Origin of the sequence: Streptococcus hyointestinalis (genome assembly GCF_011039275.1) — a bacterium.
Taxonomy (GTDB): domain Bacteria; phylum Bacillota; class Bacilli; order Lactobacillales; family Streptococcaceae; genus Streptococcus; species Streptococcus hyointestinalis_A.
Genome location: NZ_JAAKGB010000001.1, coordinates 1854230 through 1872206, shown reverse-complemented (window position 1 = coordinate 1872206; position 17977 = coordinate 1854230). Strand labels below are relative to the sequence as shown.

11 protein-coding genes are annotated in these 17977 nt (G+C 45.0%); 7 read left to right on the top strand and 4 right to left on the bottom strand.

Annotation, left to right across the window (positions count from 1 at the left end; all coding sequences use genetic code 11):
* The gene (locus tag G5B60_RS09250; protein WP_164683735.1) at positions 1-1440 is read right to left on the bottom strand and encodes a sucrose-6-phosphate hydrolase; all 1440 of its coding nucleotides are present in this window, start codon (positions 1438-1440) and stop codon (positions 1-3) included.
* A 191-nt stretch (positions 1441-1631) separates the two neighbouring features.
* On the opposite strand from G5B60_RS09250, the gene G5B60_RS09245 reads away from it, so the two are divergent.
* Both G5B60_RS09245 and scrK read left to right on the top strand, forming a co-directional pair.
* Positions 1632-3575 carry a sucrose-specific PTS transporter subunit IIBC gene (locus tag G5B60_RS09245; protein WP_164683734.1) on the top strand — a complete coding sequence of 648 codons (1944 nt, stop codon included), beginning with the start codon at positions 1632-1634 and terminating at the stop codon, positions 3573-3575.
* Between the two features lie 145 nt (positions 3576-3720).
* Positions 3721-4602: a fructokinase ScrK gene (gene scrK / locus G5B60_RS09240; RefSeq protein ID WP_164683733.1), complete on the top strand. Its 882-nt coding sequence runs from the start codon at positions 3721-3723 to the stop codon at positions 4600-4602.
* A 49-nt stretch (positions 4603-4651) separates the two neighbouring features.
* On the opposite strand, the gene G5B60_RS09235 is transcribed toward scrK, so the two are convergent.
* On the bottom strand, positions 4652-5614 hold the full coding sequence (locus tag G5B60_RS09235; protein WP_164683732.1) for an asparaginase: 963 nt from the start codon (positions 5612-5614) through the stop codon (positions 4652-4654).
* Between the two features lie 190 nt (positions 5615-5804).
* Between G5B60_RS09235 and G5B60_RS09230 the strand changes: the two genes are divergently transcribed.
* Together G5B60_RS09230 and G5B60_RS09225 are read left to right on the top strand one after the other, a co-directional pair.
* Positions 5805-6635 carry a PrsW family glutamic-type intramembrane protease gene (locus G5B60_RS09230; protein ID WP_164683731.1) on the top strand — a complete coding sequence of 277 codons (831 nt, stop codon included), beginning with the start codon at positions 5805-5807 and terminating at the stop codon, positions 6633-6635.
* Between the two features lie 127 nt (positions 6636-6762).
* Entirely contained in the window at positions 6763-8163 is a 1401-nt protein-coding gene (locus G5B60_RS09225; protein ID WP_164683730.1) for a Cof-type HAD-IIB family hydrolase, read from the top strand.
* Positions 8164-8209: 46 nt separating this feature from the next.
* On the opposite strand, the gene G5B60_RS09220 is transcribed toward G5B60_RS09225, so the two are convergent.
* A complete protein-coding gene (locus G5B60_RS09220; RefSeq protein ID WP_164683729.1) occupies positions 8210-8818 on the bottom strand; it encodes a TetR/AcrR family transcriptional regulator in 609 nt (202 codons plus the stop codon).
* A 219-nt stretch (positions 8819-9037) separates the two neighbouring features.
* Between G5B60_RS09220 and G5B60_RS09215 the strand changes: the two genes are divergently transcribed.
* Positions 9038-13351, top strand: a complete 4314-nt coding sequence (locus G5B60_RS09215; protein WP_164683728.1) for a 2-hydroxyacyl-CoA dehydratase — start codon at positions 9038-9040, stop codon at positions 13349-13351.
* A gap of 54 nt (positions 13352-13405) precedes the next feature.
* On the opposite strand, the gene G5B60_RS09210 is transcribed toward G5B60_RS09215, so the two are convergent.
* Positions 13406-13858: a universal stress protein gene (locus G5B60_RS09210; protein ID WP_115270986.1), complete on the bottom strand. Its 453-nt coding sequence runs from the start codon at positions 13856-13858 to the stop codon at positions 13406-13408.
* A 185-nt stretch (positions 13859-14043) separates the two neighbouring features.
* Here G5B60_RS09210 and G5B60_RS09205 point away from each other — a divergent pair, with 185 nt between their 5' ends.
* Together G5B60_RS09205 and secA are read left to right on the top strand one after the other, a co-directional pair.
* On the top strand, positions 14044-15255 hold the full coding sequence (locus tag G5B60_RS09205; protein ID WP_164683727.1) for a pyridoxal phosphate-dependent aminotransferase: 1212 nt from the start codon (positions 14044-14046) through the stop codon (positions 15253-15255).
* 122 nt (positions 15256-15377) lie between these two features.
* The gene (gene secA / locus G5B60_RS09200) at positions 15378-17918 is read left to right on the top strand and encodes a preprotein translocase subunit SecA (RefSeq protein WP_164683726.1); all 2541 of its coding nucleotides are present in this window, start codon (positions 15378-15380) and stop codon (positions 17916-17918) included.
* Positions 17919-17977 lie beyond the last annotated feature (59 nt).

Genomic DNA, 17977 nt, shown 5'->3' with positions numbered 1-17977 from the left:
CTAGTTGTGAAGCTCAAAATATTTTCCAGAAACATTGCCTTTTGTAAGAGCGATACCTGTTTGCCCATCAAAAGGATAGACACGGCTGGTTAGCACTTCCTCGCCTTTGTTGATAAAGATTTCAACGATGGATTTATCGACAAAGATGTTAAGTGTGCATGCCTTTTGAGGGATAGGGCAGGTGCGTGTCACACCAAAGTCTGTAGCGTATTGTTCACCAGCTTCTGAGCGGTCAAGCTCAAAGCAACCAGCTGCTGTATCGATATGAAGACGAAGTCCTTTTTGATTTTCATCAGCAAAGAGGACGATTTCAGCTTGCGTATTCTCTGCTACTTCAAGTTCAAGCTCGTAGGTGTTATTGGTTGCAGTTTTATCCGCAAAGGCTTCTTCGCTTTGTCTAAGATCTGCCATAGCAGCGACTGGGTACTGGTAGAGTTTGCCGTCTTTGATCGTGAGCTCTTTGACTAGACTCATAGCCCCTTGATAGTCGTATTTGTCGCTTGGATAATCCACATCAGGAAGCCCAATCCAGCTAACGATAAAGGCACGCCCGTCTGGTGTATTAAAGCCTTGGGTCGCATAGGCTTCAAAACCGTAGTCTAGGTTGTGGATAGCAGAAGGATTGATGAGTTTAGCCTGTTCAGGGTCAAAGCTATCTGCGATTTTATAAGTGTTTGGATAGATATTGTCATAAGCCAGCTCAGCCTTATCTAGTCCTTGTGGGCTGTAGATAAGTACAGGCTTATCCTCTACAAAGACAAGGTTTGGACACTCAATCATGTACTCGCTGCCAGTACCAGCAAAGTCTAGATTGCCAACAAATGCCCAGTCATGCACATCGTTGTTATTGGCCTTGTAAAGTTTGATGAAGCCTTTCTTGTCAAGGCTTTGAGCGCCAACGATAGCGTAGAGCTGTCCCTTGTAGTTAAAGACCTGTGGGTCACGGAAGTGCTCGGTGACGTCAGCAGGTTGTTGGATGAGGACATCTTTGAATTTTGTGATATTGCCCTCTTTATCCATGAAAGCGCCGATTTGCAGCGGGTCACGCACCCAGTTTTCGTCACGGACATTTCCGGTATAAAAGAGGAAAAGCTCGTCTCCGATAGGATAAGCGCTACCAGAGTAAGCACCGTGGCTATCGTGAGCTGTATCGGGCTTGAGTGTAACACCTGTTTCTCTAAAGTGTACCAAGTCGTCACTTTCAGTGTGTACCCACTGTTTGAGACCGTGAGCAGGGCCATAAGGCCAGTTTTGATAGAAAAGATGGTACTTACCATTAAAGTAAGAAAAACCATTTGGGTCGTTTAAAAGCCCAGTCTTTGGCTCAATATGATAGGTGGCATGCCAAGGTGATTTTGCCATATTTTCCTTTATAGCTGCCATTTCTGCGTCTGTCCAGTCCGCATAAGGACGATAGCGAACCTCTGTTGGTAAATTCATAAGTCATTCTCCAAAAAATCAAAATCTTATATGCTTATAGTAAACGTTTTCGCCTAAAAAATCAACATTTTACTGCTAAAAAAATAAATTTCTGCAAAACGCTTGACATATCCTTAAAAGATGATAAAATAAAAGAGTAAAGTCGTGAAACGCTTTCACGGCGAAAGGAAAAATTTTTAAGGAGATACCAAATGGATTACCCTAAAGTAGCCAAAGAGGTTATCGCTGCCGTTGGTAAGGATAATCTCGTTGCAGCAGCACACTGTGCGACTCGTTTACGTCTTGTCCTAAAAGACGACAGCAAAGTCGACCAAGCTGCTCTTGATGCAAATGATGATGTCAAAGGAACATTTAAGACAGATGGTCAATACCAAGTTATCATTGGACCAGGTGATGTTAACTTTGTTTATGCTGAGTTGATCAAAGAAACAGGTCTTAAAGAAGTTTCAACAGATGATTTGAAAAAAATCGCTGCTGAAGGTCAAAAGACAAATCCGTTGATGGCTTTCATCAAACTTTTGTCTGATATCTTTGTTCCTATTATCCCTGCCCTTGTTGCAGGTGGTCTTTTGATGGCACTTAATAACTTCCTGACTTCTGCAGGTTTGTTTGGTGCTAAATCTCTTGTTGAGCAATACCCAGCTATTGAGGGTATCTCAAATATGATTCAAGTCATGTCAGCAGCACCGTTTATCTATCTTCCAGTATTGGTAGGTATTTCAGCGGCTAAGCGCTTTGGAGCTAACCAGTTCCTTGGAGCAGCTATTGGTATGATTATGACGACACGTGACCTTGGTGCTTCTGCCGAATATTGGAACATCTTTGGATTACACGTTAGTCAAACAAATTACGCTTATCAAGTTATCCCAGTTCTGGCAGCTGTTTATATCTTGGCTCATCTTGAGAAATTCTTCCACAAGAAATTGCCATCAGCTGTTGACTTTACATTTACACCATTGCTATCAGTAATGATTACTGGCTTCTTGACCTTTACTGTGGTCGGACCTGTGATGTTGCTTATTTCAAATGGTATTACAGATGCGATTGTATGGTTGTACAACACAACTGGATTTATCGGTATGGCTATTTTTGGTGGAACTTACTCACTAATTGTCATGACTGGTCTTCACCAATCGTTCCCAGCTATTGAAACACAATTGCTGTCAGCTTGGAGAGAAGGAACAGGTAACGGAGACTTTATCTTTGTTGTTGCTTCAATGGCAAACGTTGCACAAGGTGCAGCTACTTTTGCGATTTACTTCTTGACAAAGAACAAGAAGATGAAAGGTTTGACATCATCTTCAGGTGTATCAGCCCTTCTAGGTATTACAGAACCTGCCCTCTTTGGGGTTAACTTGAAATACCGCTTCCCATTCTTCTGTGCCCTTGCAGCTTCAGCTGTTGGTGCAGCCTTTGCAGGTTTGACAAAAGTTGCAGCCGTTTCCCTCGGTTCAGCTGGTTTCCTTGGTTTCCTTTCTATCAATGCAAGCTCTATTCCAATGTATGTTGTTGCTGAGTTGATTACATTTGTTCTTGCCTTTGCGTTCACATACTCTTACGGTAAAACAAAAGCTGCTAACGTATTTGCAGCAGAAGCAGCGGACGCAGCTGCGGCAGAGGCAACAGTAACAGACACAACATCTCAACAATCTGTAGCCGCTCCTGCTGAAAAAACACCTGCTAAAGCAGAAACAATTGTCAGCCCACTTGATGGTGAAACAGTTGCTCTTACTTCTGTTAATGACCCAGTCTTCTCATCAGAGGCTATGGGTAAAGGAATCGCTATTAAACCAAGCGGCAACACTGTTTACGCTCCTGTTGACGGGACAGTACAAATCGCCTTTGAAACAGGGCATGCTTACGGATTGAAATCAGACGACGGTGCTGAAATCCTTATCCACGTTGGTATCGATACGGTGTCAATGGACGGTGAAGGTTTCGATCAAAAAGTAAAAGCAGAGCAAAAAGTCAAAAAAGGTGATGTTCTTGGAACCTTTGACTCTGCTAAGATTAAGGCAGCTGGACTTGATGACACAACGATGGTGATCGTGACAAACACAGCTGACTACGCAGAAGTAACTCCAGTGGCTGATGGAACAGTAGCTGTAGGAGACGACCTTCTTTCAGTAAAGTAATCTCGTCTGTGATGAGATAAAAGATAAGAGTTTGAGATAGTTTATCCCAAACTCTTTTTGGGACTAGAGAGTTCTTGCTTTATGCTTATATTTTCATTATAATAAGCGTAAGGACAATAAAAAGTTAGAAGATTTGAGGAATAATATGGCAAAATTATACGGTAGTGTCGAGGCAGGCGGGACAAAGTTTGTCTGTGCTGTAGGAGATGAGGATTTTCAAATTGTCGAGAAAGTGCAGTTTCCAACGACAACGCCTTATGAGACGATTGAGCGTACAGTAGCCTTTTTCAAGCGTTTTGAGGAGGACTTGGCAGGTGTTGCTATCGGGTCTTTTGGTCCGATTGACATTGACCAAAACTCAACGACTTATGGCTACATCACCAAAACACCAAAAGAGCACTGGTCAAATGTTGACCTTGTTGGTCTGATCTCAAAAGAGTTTAAGGTGCCGTTTTACTTTACGACTGATGTCAATAGCTCTGCTTATGGTGAGGCTATGGTGCGCACAGGTGTTGACAGTCTTGTTTATTACACGATTGGGACTGGTATCGGTGCTGGCGCTATTCAGCGTGGTGAGTTTATCGGTGGTACAGGACACACCGAGGCTGGGCACACTTATGTAGCGGTTCACCCACAAGACCGTGCTAATGACTTTGTCGGCACTTGCCCATTTCACAATGGCTGCCTAGAGGGTCTAGCAGCAGGACCAAGCTTAGAAGCCCGCACAGGCACTCGTGGTGAGTTGATTGAGCAAAATTCAACGGTTTGGGATGTTCAAGCCTACTATATCGCTCAAGCAGCGGTTCAAGCAACGCTTCTCTATCGCCCACAAGTCATCGTCTTTGGTGGTGGCGTTATGGCGCAAGAGCACATGCTTAACCGTGTGCGTGAGAAGTTTGAAGGTTTGATGAATGACTACCTTCCTACGCCAGATGTGCGTGACTATATCGTGACACCTGCTATTGCTGAAAATGGCTCAGCTACGCTTGGTAACTTTGCACTCGCCAAAAAAGTGTCAGAGCGCTAAGGTGATAAAACAGAAGAAAAAAGACTAGGGTAACCTAGTCTTTTTGCGTTTAACCTTCGATATACTCTTTCAAAGCTTGTCCTTTGAGACCAGCGTTGAGGGCGATGAGGAGTTTTAGTCTGGCTTTTGGGGCGTTTAGCTCTTTGACAAACATGACACCTGCCTCTTGTAGTCTCACACCACCGCCCTCATAGGCATAGACAGGCTCAGCAATGCCGTTAAAGCAGCGAGAAACCAGAACAACAGGCACACCTTTGGCTGTGAGAGCTTCTATCTCCGCAGCTGCTTTTGGTGGCATATTGCCAGCGCCGAGCGCTTCAACGACCAGCCCGTCGATATTGTCAGGGGATAAAAAGCTAATAATCCCGCTATCGCCCATCCCTGCGTAAGCTTTGACGATAGGGACGGTTCCAGAGATAGCCTCTAGGTCAAAGCGCACACGCTTTTCAGCCCTTTTGAAAAAAAGGATCTCGTGCTTCATGATGATACCAAGCGGTCCGTGAGTCGGCGTTTGAAAGGTAGAGACGTTTGTCGTGTGGGTCTTGGTGACGTACTTAGCAGCGTGAATCTCATCATTCATCACAACCAGCACGCCCTTGCCTTTAGCTTGCTTGTGGCTTGCGACACGAAGAGCAGAGAGGTAGTTGTAGACACCGTCGCTACCTAGTTCATTAGAACTGCGCATAGCGCCTGTGAGAACGACAGGAATGTCAGGTAGCGTCATGGTATCTAGAAAATAAGCGGTCTCTTCTAGCGTGTCGGTGCCGTGTGTGATGACCACGCCGTCATAGCTATTAGCATTTTGTCTGATTTCGTGGTAGAGTGCTAGCATGTGCTTAGGTGTGATGTGTGGGCTTGGCAGGTTGAGAAAGTCTTTTGCCGTGACTGTGATGTGCTCCAAATCCACCGTGACATGGTTCATGGGATTGTCATTTTCGGGCGTGACATGACCGTTGGTGTCCGCCTGCATGGAAATAGTACCTCCTGTGTGGAGGACGAGAATGTGTTTCATGATGATTTATCCTTTCCTAGTACCTACTATTTTACCATAGAAAGAAAATGAGCAAAGCCTTCATTTGTCAAAAAACATGCCCTCGTCTCATTTTTTAGTCCTTTGATAGTCAAAATATCTTGACAAACTATTGACTTAGTTATATAATACAAATATATAATGATAACACCATTAAAAAAGGAGGCATATCGTGAAAAAAGATATCCCAACACTTCGTGACAAGCTGGTCATGCTGGTTCTGGTCTTTTTAGTCGTAGCGGGCATTAGTTATCTCTGCCAGACGCTTATGGTTAAAAAGGGCGCCAATGACCTCTATCAGAACTTTCTTTTAGCCAGCTCTTTGCTGCTCATCTACTTTGTACCTTTTGTGCTGATTATCCGAAAAATCGTCCAAAAAGTGCAACTCTCTAAAAAAGAGGTCATCCTAAGCGCTCTGACAGGGGCTTTCATCTCGACTTATCTAGGGATTTTAGGCAATATGCAGCTCTCAAAACTGTTGATTGAGATGAAGCTGTCTAAAGATTTTTTGAGCGCTTGGGGAGCAGCCCTAACGGCACCGTTTACTGAGGAGCTCTCAAAAGGTTTTGCTGTTTTGCTGGTTGTTTTGCTCTGCCGTCGTCTTAATCTCAAGCAAGGTTTGACCATTGGTATCATTGTAGGGGTTGGCTTTGAGATTGTTGAGGACGTCATCTATGTCTTTCAGTCTGTTTTCCAATTCCACGAGTCTGGTTTTGCAACGGCGATTGACCGTGTGGCGTCAGCGACAGTATCACACTGGCTCTTTGCGTCATTGTTTGCCCTAGGTTTGGTGTCTCTGCTTGGTAGGTGCAAGGCTGTCTCCAAAGCGCAAGCTATTTTCTGGCTTGTCTTTCCAGTCTTTTTACACTTTGTTCTCAACTCTCCTTTTGAGGACGTTCCAAACTCCAGTGCGATTTTGGCTACTGTTGGCTATGCGCTCTTCTACCACGCTATCATCAAGATTAGCAATATCCCAGATGAAAAGCAAGAACTTGTTATTTAGCAAAAATCTAGGTCAGCTGACCTAGGTTTTTAGGTTTGTAAAGGTGACAAAAGCTCAAGGAGAGGGTATAATAGCATAAAGATATGGTATGTGTTGAATTGAAGAATAAGAAAAGAGCGTAAACATTTTGGCAATTAAAGCAGTATTTTTTGATATTGACGGGACTCTTCTCAATGACCGTAAAAATGTACAAAAGTCCACACGGCGAGCTATTACAAGTTTAAAGGAGCAAGGGATTGTAGTGGGGGTTGCGACAGGGCGAGGACCTAGCTTTGTGCAGCCGTATTTGGAGAATTTAGGGCTTGATATAGCCATCACCTACAACGGTCAGTATATCTACACTAGAGATAAGGTCGTAGCAACGGAGCAGCTTCCTCGTGCGCTGGTTTACCGTGTGATTCGCTACGCCAGTGAGAAACGCCGTGACATTTCGCTAGGTACAGCGTCTGGGCTTATCGGCTCTGGCATTATTGGGCTTGGGACGAGTCGCTTTGGGCAATGGGTGAGCAGCCTTGTCCCGCGTCGCATGACAGGAACGGTTGGGCGGAGCTTTAAGCATTTGATTAGGCGGTTGAAGCCGCAAAACACCAAGGCTCTCTTTACACTCTTGAGAGAGCCCATTTATCAGATTGTCATGGTGGCGACAGAAGAGGACACGGAAAAGATAAAGGCAAAGTTTCCAAGCCTTCAGGTGACAAGGAGTAGCCCATACTCTGCAGATCTTATCTGCCAAGGGCAGTCTAAGATAAGGGGGATTGAGACAGCTGGTAGCTACTTTGGCTTTGACCTGTCTGAGGTCATGGCATTTGGCGATTCTGAAAATGACCTTGAGATGTTGTCTGGTGTTGGCTTAGGCGTTGCTATGGGCAATGCAGATGACAAGATTAAAGCTTCAGCTGATTACACGACAGCGACCAACAACAGCGACGGTATCGCAAAAGCCCTGTCGCACTACGGGCTCATTCATCTGGACAATGAAGCCCGCTTTGATAGTCGAGATAGTAACTTTAACAAGGTCAAAGATTTCCATGAGCTCATGGATGGTGAAACCAATGAAACACCAAGACTCTACGCTTCTAAGGAAGCTGGGCATAGAGCAGATTTCAAGGTAGAAGAAATCGTAGAGTTCCTCTATGCAGCGAGCCAAGGCGACAAAAAGACCTTTACCCAGTCTGTCCTAGACTTGCATGCGGCTGTGGATAAAGCAGCGAGCAAAGTTCAAGCCAAAGAGCACCCAGAGACGCCCTTGGTTGGCGAAGTGGACGCCTTGGTGGATTTGCTCTATCTGACTTATGGTTCTTTTGTTCTCATGGGTGTCGACCCTAAGCCCTTTTTTGATACCGTTCATGAGGCAAATATGGGAAAAATCTTCCCTGATGGCAAGGCTCACTTTGACCCTGTGACACATAAAGTCCTAAAACCAGACGACTGGGAGGAGCGCTTTGCGCCAGAGCCTAAGATTAAGCGAGAGCTAGACCGTCAGCTACAAAAAGCACTCAACCGCAGCCAAAACCGCTCTTCTAAATAAACATGATAAAACGCCTCTGCAAGCAGCAGAAGCGTTTTTTGTCCTCTTAATCACGATTGATATTGATACCCATGACAGTGAGATGACCGTTACTGATGAGCTTGATAACGAGCCTTGCCAAGTCTCTAGAGTCCATAGCAAAGTCCGACTCAATCCACCAAAGAAGAGTCCCAACAAAGATACTCGCCAGATAAGCCACGATAAAGTCCGTCGGAACAGGCATTCCAGACTCTGTCACCTGCACCTTGTCAAACAAATCGTCGTATTTTTCATGCAAGAGCCTAGCAAAGTTATGCTGCAACTCCTCACGTGAGCTGCTCTTTGAGACAATTTTTGCGATGGCAGAGTGCTTTTTGAGGTTATTGTAGTAGCTGTAGAGCATTTTTTCAGCCTTTTTGACCTCGACAGAGTTGGGTGTTGTGGCTTGCGCCTTGTCAATCATCTCTGAGAGCTCCTCTAGGATGTGCGTGATGATGAAATGGTAGAGCTCGTCCTTGTCGGCATAATGTGCGTAAAAAGTCGCACGGTTAATCATAGCCCGATCAGCGATGTCCTGCACAGTGATTTTGTCATAAGGCTTTTCACTCAATAAATCCGTCAGTGCATCAAAAATCATTTTTTCAGTTCGTAGATAGCGAATGTCTGTCCTTTTCATAACAGCCTCCAAGATAAGCAACACATTGTTGGTCAATGTTGCTTAACAAACACTTTTGTCAAAATTAACGGTTGATTTTGAAGATAATCATTTTATAATACTATTATAACAAACGAGTTGTTTAATAAGCAACAGATTGTTGTTCGTATGAAAAAATAGGATAGCCTTAGTCTTCTAAGGCACAAGAGAAAGTAGCTGCTTTCTAGAAGAGGAGAAGTTATGTATAGAGCAGGTATTGACGTAGGCTCAACGACGGTTAAGGTTGTTGTCTTTGATGAAGAATATCAGTTGTTGTTTGCTCGCTATGAGCGTCATTTTTCAGATGTCAAAGCGGCAACCATCAAGGTCATGCAAGAGGCGATTGATGAGATTGGTGAGCATGAGGTGAGTATTGCCATCACAGGTTCTGGTGGGATGGGGTTGTCAGACGCAGCGCATATTCCTTTTGTCCAAGAGGTGATTGCAGCGACAACGACCGTTGAAAAGTTTATCCCGCAGACAGATGTTGTCATTGAGCTGGGTGGTGAGGATGCCAAGATGACTTTCTTTGGCGAGGCGCTTGAGCAGCGGATGAATGGGACCTGTGCAGGTGGTACAGGTGCCTTTATCGACCAAATGGCAGAGCTGTTAAAGACCGACGCTAATGGGGTCAATGAGCTGGCTAAAAACTATGAGACCATCTATCCCATTGCCAGTCGTTGCGGTGTTTTTGCCAAAACGGATGTGCAGCCACTCATCAATGAAGGAGCACGTAAGGAAGACATCGCAGCTTCTATCTTTCAAGCGGTGGTCAACCAGACCATTGCGGGACTAGCTTCGGGGCGCAAGATTACAGGAAATGTCGCCTTTCTTGGTGGTCCGCTCTATTTCATGAGTGAGCTGCGCAAGCGTTTCATTGAAACCTTGGATATTCAGCCAGAAAATGTCATCTTCCCAGAAAATCCACAGCTCTTTGTGGCGATGGGAGCAGCTCTTGATGACAATCAAACACAGCTGACCTTTAGCGACATTATCACAAATCTCAAAGACAATAGCGCAAGTAGCCTTGTGCCTAAAAATACCCTAGATGTGCTCTTTCATGACGAGAACGAGCTAGCAGCTTGGCGAGCACGCCACAATGCAGCTAGCGCTGAATATGAGGACATCAAGAAGGCTCGTGGACCTGTTTTCTTGGGTATCGACGCTGGCTCTACCACGTCTAAGGTCATTGTGACCGACCCAGATGGTCACATTCTCTTTGAGCATTATGGCAATAACCAAGGACAGCCTTTGGAAAATGTCATCGACATCCTAAAGGAAGTCTATCAGCAATTGCCAGAAGAAGCTTTTATCGCTAATTCCTGTATCACAGGCTATGGTGAGCACTTGATAAAGGCAGCTCTGCATGTGGATAATGGCGAGGTTGAGACCGTGGCTCACTACAAGGCTGCCAATTATTTCAACCCAGGCTGTGACTTTATCCTAGATATTGGTGGTCAGGATATGAAAGCCATGCGTATCCAAGACGGAGCGTTATCAAGTATTCAGCTCAACGAAGCTTGCTCTTCAGGTTGTGGCTCTTTCATTGAGACCTTTGCCAAATCTCTGAAATACGACGTCAAAGACTTTGCCCAAGTCGCCCTTCTAGCCAAAAATCCTGTTGACCTAGGCTCAAAATGTACCGTTTTCATGAACTCCAAGGTCAAGCAGGTACAAAAAGAAGGTGCAACGGTTGCTGACATCTCAGCAGGATTGTCTTACTCAGTCATCAAAAATGCCCTCTACAAGGTTATCAAGGTCAAACGCCCAGAAGATCTAGGCGAAAAAATCGTTGTTCAAGGAGGGACTTTCTACAACGAAGCCGTTCTACGTGCTTTTGAGCTGGTTAGTGGTCGCAAGGTGGTGCGTCCAAGTATCGCTGGACTCATGGGAGCTTACGGCTGTGCCCTCATCGCTCAGGAAAAATACGAGGAAAAGGAAGCACCGTCAAGCCTTATGGCACTGGATGAGCTTGACGCTTTTACTTCTGAGAAAGAATTTACACGCTGTGGGCTTTGTGAAAATAACTGTGCGCTGACCGTGACGATTTTCAATGACGGCTCCAAGTTTGTCACGGGTAATCGCTGTGAACGTGGTGCTGAAAAAGTCACCAAGATTAAGTTTGACAAGAAAGACAAAAAAGAAAATCTGGTCGACTACAAATACAAAAAACTCTTCAAGTTCAAATCTCTCTCAAAACGTGAAGCAAAACACGGTGTCATTGGTCTGCCACGTGTGCTCAACATGTACGAAAACTATCCTCTCTGGCACACGGTGCTGACTGACCTTGGTTTTCGTGTTCAGATTTCCCCAAAATCAGACAAAAAGCTCTATGAAAAAGGGATTGAAACCATTCCTAGTGACACGGTCTGCTACCCAGCTAAAATGGTGCACGGGCACATCCAGTCGCTCATTGACCGCAAGGTAGACGCTATTTTCTACCCAAGTGTTATCTACGAGCAAGTGGAAAATAGCAAAGCGCCCAACCATTTCAACTGTCCTATCGTTCAGTCCTATCCAGAAGTGATTGAAAAGAATATGGACCCTATCCGTGATGGTGAGGTCAAGTATTTCCATCCTTTTGTCAATCTGGCTGACCATGACAGTGTGGTCAAGTCTCTAGCCAAAGCCTTTGCTGACTATGAGGACATGACTATTGAGGACATCACGCAGGCTGTTGAGCATGGCTACCAGGTGCTTGCTGATTTCAAGAAAGACTTGCAGGACAAAGCAGATGAGCTTTTGACTAGTCTTTCCATCAATGGTGAAAAGGCGATTGTCCTCTCTGGGCGTCCTTACCACCTCGACCCTGAAATCAATCACGGTATTGCCAATATCATCACGCAAGAAGGCTTTCATGTCTTGACAGAGGACATGGTGTCTGGACTTGAGGAGGTAGGCGGTCTACGTGTGGTCAATCAATGGGTTTACCATTCTCGCTTGTACGCTGCGGCGAAGATTGTCGCTAAAAATCCAAACCTCGAGCTGGTGCAACTCAACAGCTTTGGCTGTGGGCTTGACGCTGTAACGACAGACCAAGTCGAAGAAATCATGCGTGGACACAATAAACTCTACACCGTTCTCAAGATTGATGAGGGAAGCAACCTCGGTGCTATTCGCATTCGCCTGCGTTCTCTGAAAGCAGCGGTGAAAGAGCGTGATCAAAAGCTCAAAAAAGCTAAGCTTGACCATATCTTTAACCAAGCTCCTCAATACGATAGCCAACAAGATATGGAGACGACAAAGCAGGAGCCTGTCTTTACCAAGGAGATGAAAAAAACGCACACGCTTCTCATGCCAGTGCTCTCTCCTATTCACCAAAACGGTCTCATTGAAGAAGCCTTCAAAGAAAGTGGCTACAATGTGGTGGTGCTGCCTTCTATGGACAAGGGCGCTGTAGATGTCGGACTCAAGTATGTCCACAATGACGCCTGCTACCCAGCTATCATCTCTATCGGTCAGCTGGTTGAGGCGCTTGAGAGTGGTGACTACGACCTTGACAATACCAGTGTTATGATGACACAGACTGGTGGTGGCTGTCGTGCGACCAACTACATCCCACTCCTTAGAAAAGCGCTCAAAGACGCTGGCTTTGCTCAAGTTCCTGTCGTCTCCATTTCTATGGGCAATCAAGGAACGGAGTCAACCCCAGGCTTTAGCCTCAACTATGGCTTTGTCAAACGTCTCTTTATCAGTGTTCTCTATGGAGATCTCTTTGAGCGTGTCCTCTATCGTGTCCGTCCTTACGAGGCGGAAGAAGGCTCTGCCAACGCTCTTTATGAAAAGTGGCTGGAAAAAGCAAGACACAATGTCAAAAATGGTTCTTACTTTGAGTTTAACCGCAATATGAAGCGTATTATCCGTGATTTTGACACTCTTGAAACCATTGACTTTGACAGCAAGCCACGTGTCGGTGTGGTCGGTGAGATTTTGGTTAAATACGCCCCAACAGCTAATAACGACATCGTCGGTATCATCGAGGCAGAAGGTGGCGAAGCTGTCGTGCCTGACTTGATTGGCTTTATGAACTACTCCTTGTTCAATCAAATTTGGAAAGCCGATGAGCTCAACATGAGCCAAAAATCCAAACGCTTTGCCAAACTCGCCATTGATGTCATCAATATCCTAGAAAAACCGATGAACAAGGCGCTTGAAAAGTCTGAGCGCTTTGAGGGAATCGAGTCAATCTATGACATCGCAGAGGGTGCCTCAAAAATCCTCTCTATCGGAAATCACACAGGTGAGGGCTGGTTCTTGACGGGTGAGATGATTGAGTTGCTCAATAACGACGTCAAAAATATCGTCTGTCTGCAACCGTTTGGTTGCCTGCCAAACCATATCGTCGGAAAAGGTATGATGAAAGAGCTACGCCGCCAGTACCACGGTGCTAATATCGCTGCTGTGGACTACGATCCAGGCTCATCAGAGGTCAACCAACTCAACCGCATTCGCTTGATGATGACAACCGCCAAGAAAATGCAAAAAGAAAAACAAGAAAAAACGCTACAATCCTAAAAAAAGAAACCAGCTGCCCATGAGCAGCTGGTTTTAAAGTGGGAACACAATAGATTAGAATGTCTTTTCGCTATCACGCACGATGAGCAAATCCACCTTAGCGTGTCTTAGGATGTACTCAGATGATGAGCCGATAAGCAAGCGCTCAAAGGTGTTGAGCCCTGTTGCTCCGACCATGATAAGGTCGACATTTTCCTTGTCAGGAATGTCACGAGCAAGAAGAGTCTTTGGATTACCAAACTCGATGACTTGCTTGATGTTATCAAGCCCTCTCTCACGTGCTTGTTTTTCATAATCTGCTAGGACGTCTTTAGCTTCCTGCTCTAATTTTTCATAAATGTAGGTATCAAAAGTTGCTACGCTTTGTAGAGCACGTGTGTCCACAACGTGTGTCAAAATCAGCTCAGCGCCGTTTCTAAGAGCGACGTTAACCCCTTTTTCAAATGCCAATTCAGATTCATAAGAACCGTCAATGGCAACCATGATATGTTGATAATGATGAGACATAATCTTTTCTCCTTAACTTTACTTTGTATGTTTATTATACTCCTTTTTGGAAAATCTTGAAAGCGATTTATGCAATATTTCTGAAATTTTTAAAAGGTCTGACAAAATGCTCAGTTGGACAGTTTATTAAAAATAATTCTCTTTTTGGAGGATTTAGGTTATAATAGGGGAAATGAGGTGAAGGTATGAAACAATTTGATAAATCATCTAAATTAGAACATGTTGCCTATGACATTCGTGGTCCCGTGCTTGAAGAAGCCAACCGCATGCGAGCAAACGGAGAGAAAATTCTCCGACTAAACACAGGAAATCCTGCCGAGTTTGGCTTAGAAGCACCAGATGAGGTCATTCGTGATTTGATTCGCAATGCGAGAGACTCTGAAGGGTATTCAGACTCTAAGGGGATTTTTTCAGCCCGTAAGGCGATTATGCAGTATTACCAACTGCAGGGTGTCCATGTGGACATTGATGATATTTATGTTGTCAATGGGGTTAGTGAAGGAATCTCCATGTCCATGCAGGCTCTTCTTGACAATGGCGATGAGGTCTTAGTGCCTATGCCTGACTATCCTTTGTGGACAGCTTGTATCAGTCTAGCAGGTGGCAATGCCGTGCACTATATCTGTGACGAGCAGGCAGGCTGGTTCCCTGATATTCAGGACATCAAGTCTAAAATCACATCTAACACAAAGGCTATTGTCCTCATCAATCCTAATAACCCAACAGGAGCGGTCTATCCTCGTGAACTCCTAGAGGAGATTGTGGACATTGCTCGTCAGAATGATTTGATTATCTTTTCAGATGAGGTCTATGACCGTCTGGTCATGGATGGTAAGAAGCATATTCCTATTGCCTCTATCGCCGATGATGTCTTTACAGTGACCATGTCTGGCTTGTCCAAGTCGCACCGTATCTGTGGTTTTCGTGTCGGCTGGATGGTGCTCGCTGGTCCTAAGCGCAATGTCAAAGGCTACATCGAAGGGCTCAATATGCTCTCAAACATGCGTTTGTGCTCAAACGTCCTCGCTCAGCAGGTCATCCAAACCTCTCTTGGTGGCTATCAGTCCTCTGATGAGCTGTTATTGCCAGGTGGGCGTCTCTATGAGCAACGTAACTTTATCTACGATGCGATTAAGGATATTCCAGGTTTGTCTGCTGTCAAGCCAAATGCAGGGCTCTATATCTTCCCTAAGATTGACACCAACATGTACCGTGTCGAGGATGATGAGGATTTTGTGCTTAATTTCTTGAAACAAGAAAAGGTACTTTTGACACACGGTCGAGGCTTTAATATGGCAACACCAGACCACTTTAGAATCGTTTATCTGCCACGAGTGGATGAGCTCAGTGTCTTGCAGGAAAAACTCACACGCTTTTTACAACAATACAAGCGTTAATAAAAGAGAAGGTTAGAGTAAGCTCTAGCCTTCTTTTCTAAAGAACCCCATTGCTTTCTTGAAAAGCCTTATAAATTGTGATAAAATTGAGTGATTAAGTATAGTTATCGAAAGGAAAAGGAATGGCAAATCTTCTACGAAGTATCGTCGAAAATGACAAGGGTGAATTGCGTAAACTCGAAAAAACAGCTAAGAAAGTAGAATCTTATGCGGATGCAATGAGTGCCCTCTCAGACGAAGAATTACAAGCAAAAACGCCAGAATTTAAGGAACGTTACCAAAATGGAGAAAGTTTAGATGCTCTCTTGCCAGAAGCTTTTGCGGTGGTGCGTGAGGCAGCTAAGCGTGTTTTAGGGCTTTTTCCTTATCGTGTACAGATTATGGGGGGAATTGTTCTTCACCACGGAGACATTCCAGAGATGCGTACAGGAGAAGGAAAAACACTGACAGCGACCATGCCCGTTTATCTCAATGCTCTATCAGGTGAGGGTGTTCACGTTATCACGGTCAATGAATACCTATCAGAGCGTGATGCGACAGAGATGGGTGAGGTTTACAGCTGGCTTGGTCTATCTGTAGGGATTAACCTTGCAGCCAAGTCACCATTTGAAAAGCGTGAAGCTTATAACTGTGACATCACCTACTCAACCAACTCAGAAATCGGTTTTGACTATCTTCGTGACAACATGGTGGTTCGTCAAGAAGATATGGTGCAACGTCCGCTCAACTACGCTCTTGTCGATGAGGTGGACTCTGTTCTTATTGACGAGGCGAGAACACCACTCATCGTCTCAGGTCCAGTTAGCTCTGAGACTAATCAGCTCTATATTCGAGCAGACAAGTTTGTCAAGACCCTTAATCAAGACGACTACATCATTGATGTGCCAACCAAAACTATTGGTCTGTCAGACTCAGGGATTGACAAGGCAGAAGCTTACTTTAACCTCAACAACCTCTATGATATTGACAATGTTGCTCTGACGCACTATATTGACAATGCGCTTCGTGCAAACTATATCATGCTTTTGGATATTGACTACGTTGTCAGCGAAGACCAAGAGATTTTGATTGTCGACCAGTTTACAGGGCGTACCATGGAGGGACGTCGCTTCTCTGATGGGCTTCACCAAGCCATCGAAGCAAAAGAAGCTGTGCCTATCCAAGAAGAGTCTAAAACTAGCGCTTCTATCACTTACCAAAATATGTTCCGTATGTACCGTAAGCTCTCTGGGATGACCGGTACAGGGAAGACAGAGGAAGAGGAATTCCGTGAAATTTACAACATGCGTGTGATTCCCATTCCAACCAACCGTCCAGTCGCTCGTATCGACCATCCAGACCTTCTCTATCCAAACTTACAAGCTAAGTTCAATGCCGTGGTTGAGGATGTTCGTGCTCGTCACGAAAAAGGTCAGCCTGTCTTGGTTGGTACAGTTGCTGTTGAAACCAGTGATTTGATTTCTAAAAAGCTGGTGCAAGCAGGTGTTCCACACGAAGTGCTCAATGCCAAAAACCACTTCAAAGAAGCGCAAATCATCATGAATGCTGGGCAACGTGGTGCAGTGACCATTGCGACCAACATGGCGGGACGTGGTACCGACATTAAGCTCGGTGAAGGTGTGCGTGAGCTCGGTGGGCTTTGCGTTATCGGAACTGAGCGCCACGAGAGCCGTCGTATCGACAACCAGCTGCGTGGACGTTCTGGGCGTCAAGGGGACCCAGGTGAGTCTCAATTTTACCTCTCCCTTGAGGATGAGCTCATGCGTCGCTTTGGGTCTGACCGTATCAAGGCTGTCCTTGAGCGCATGAATATGAACGACGACGATACGGTTATCAAGTCTCGTATGCTAACACGTCAGGTTGAGTCTGCTCAAAAACGTGTCGAAGGAAACAACTACGACACCCGTAAGCAAGTCCTCCAGTACGATGATGTCATGCGTGAGCAGCGTGAGATTATCTACGGTGACCGCTACAATGTCATCGTGGCTGACCATGATCTGACCCCAGAGATTCAAGCTATGATTGAGCGTACTATCAACCGTGCTGTTGATAGTCACAGCCGAGCAAGTAATAGCCGCAACGAAGCGCTTGAAGCGATTGTCAACTTTGCTCGCTCTGCCTTGGTACCAGAAACGTCTATTTCCGTTTCTGATTTGCGTAATCTCAAGGATGACGATATTAAAAAGACCCTTTATAATCGTGCGATGAAGGTCTACAATGCACAAATCTCAAAACTTTCCACACCAGACGCCATCCTAGAGTTCCAAAAAGTACTCATCTTGATGGTTGTTGACAACAAGTGGACAGAGCATATTGATGCGCTGGATCAATTGCGTAATGCCGTTGGTCTGCGTGGTTACGCTCAAAATAACCCGATTGTCGAATACCAATCAGAAGGTTTCCGTATGTTCCAAGATATGATTGGCTCAATCGAGTTTGACGTGACACGTACCATGATGAAAGCACAAATTCATGAGCAAGAGCGTGAGCGTGCTGAAGCGCATGCAACAACAACTGCGGCAGCTAATATCGCTGCGAAAGCACCAGGTGCAGCAAATGTTCCTGTTGAAAAGCTTGATTTTACTAACGTCAAGCGTAATGATCCATGTCCATGTGGTTCAGGGAAAAAATACAAAAATTGTCATGGACGCAAACAATTTTAGGGAGTTGCAGAAAATTCTGAAAATTTATCCAAAACTCCTTCTAAAAATGGTATAATAAA

Bases quoted from the DNA above. Each gene is read 5' to 3' on its own strand.
- G5B60_RS09210 (WP_115270986.1), bottom strand. From the start codon at position 13,858: ATGTCTCATCATTATCAACATATCATGGTTGCCATTGACGGTTCTTAT.
- G5B60_RS09215 (WP_164683728.1), top strand. From the start codon at position 9,038: ATGTATAGAGCAGGTATTGACGTAGGCTCAACGACGGTTAAGGTTGTT.
- G5B60_RS09250 (WP_164683735.1), bottom strand. From the start codon at position 1,440: ATGAATTTACCAACAGAGGTTCGCTATCGTCCTTATGCGGACTGGACA.
- G5B60_RS09205 (WP_164683727.1), top strand. From the start codon at position 14,044: ATGAAACAATTTGATAAATCATCTAAATTAGAACATGTTGCCTATGAC.
- G5B60_RS09235 (WP_164683732.1), bottom strand. From the start codon at position 5,614: ATGAAACACATTCTCGTCCTCCACACAGGAGGTACTATTTCCATGCAG.
- scrK (WP_164683733.1), top strand. From the start codon at position 3,721: ATGGCAAAATTATACGGTAGTGTCGAGGCAGGCGGGACAAAGTTTGTC.
- G5B60_RS09220 (WP_164683729.1), bottom strand. From the start codon at position 8,818: ATGAAAAGGACAGACATTCGCTATCTACGAACTGAAAAAATGATTTTT.
- G5B60_RS09245 (WP_164683734.1), top strand. From the start codon at position 1,632: ATGGATTACCCTAAAGTAGCCAAAGAGGTTATCGCTGCCGTTGGTAAG.
- secA (WP_164683726.1), top strand. From the start codon at position 15,378: ATGGCAAATCTTCTACGAAGTATCGTCGAAAATGACAAGGGTGAATTG.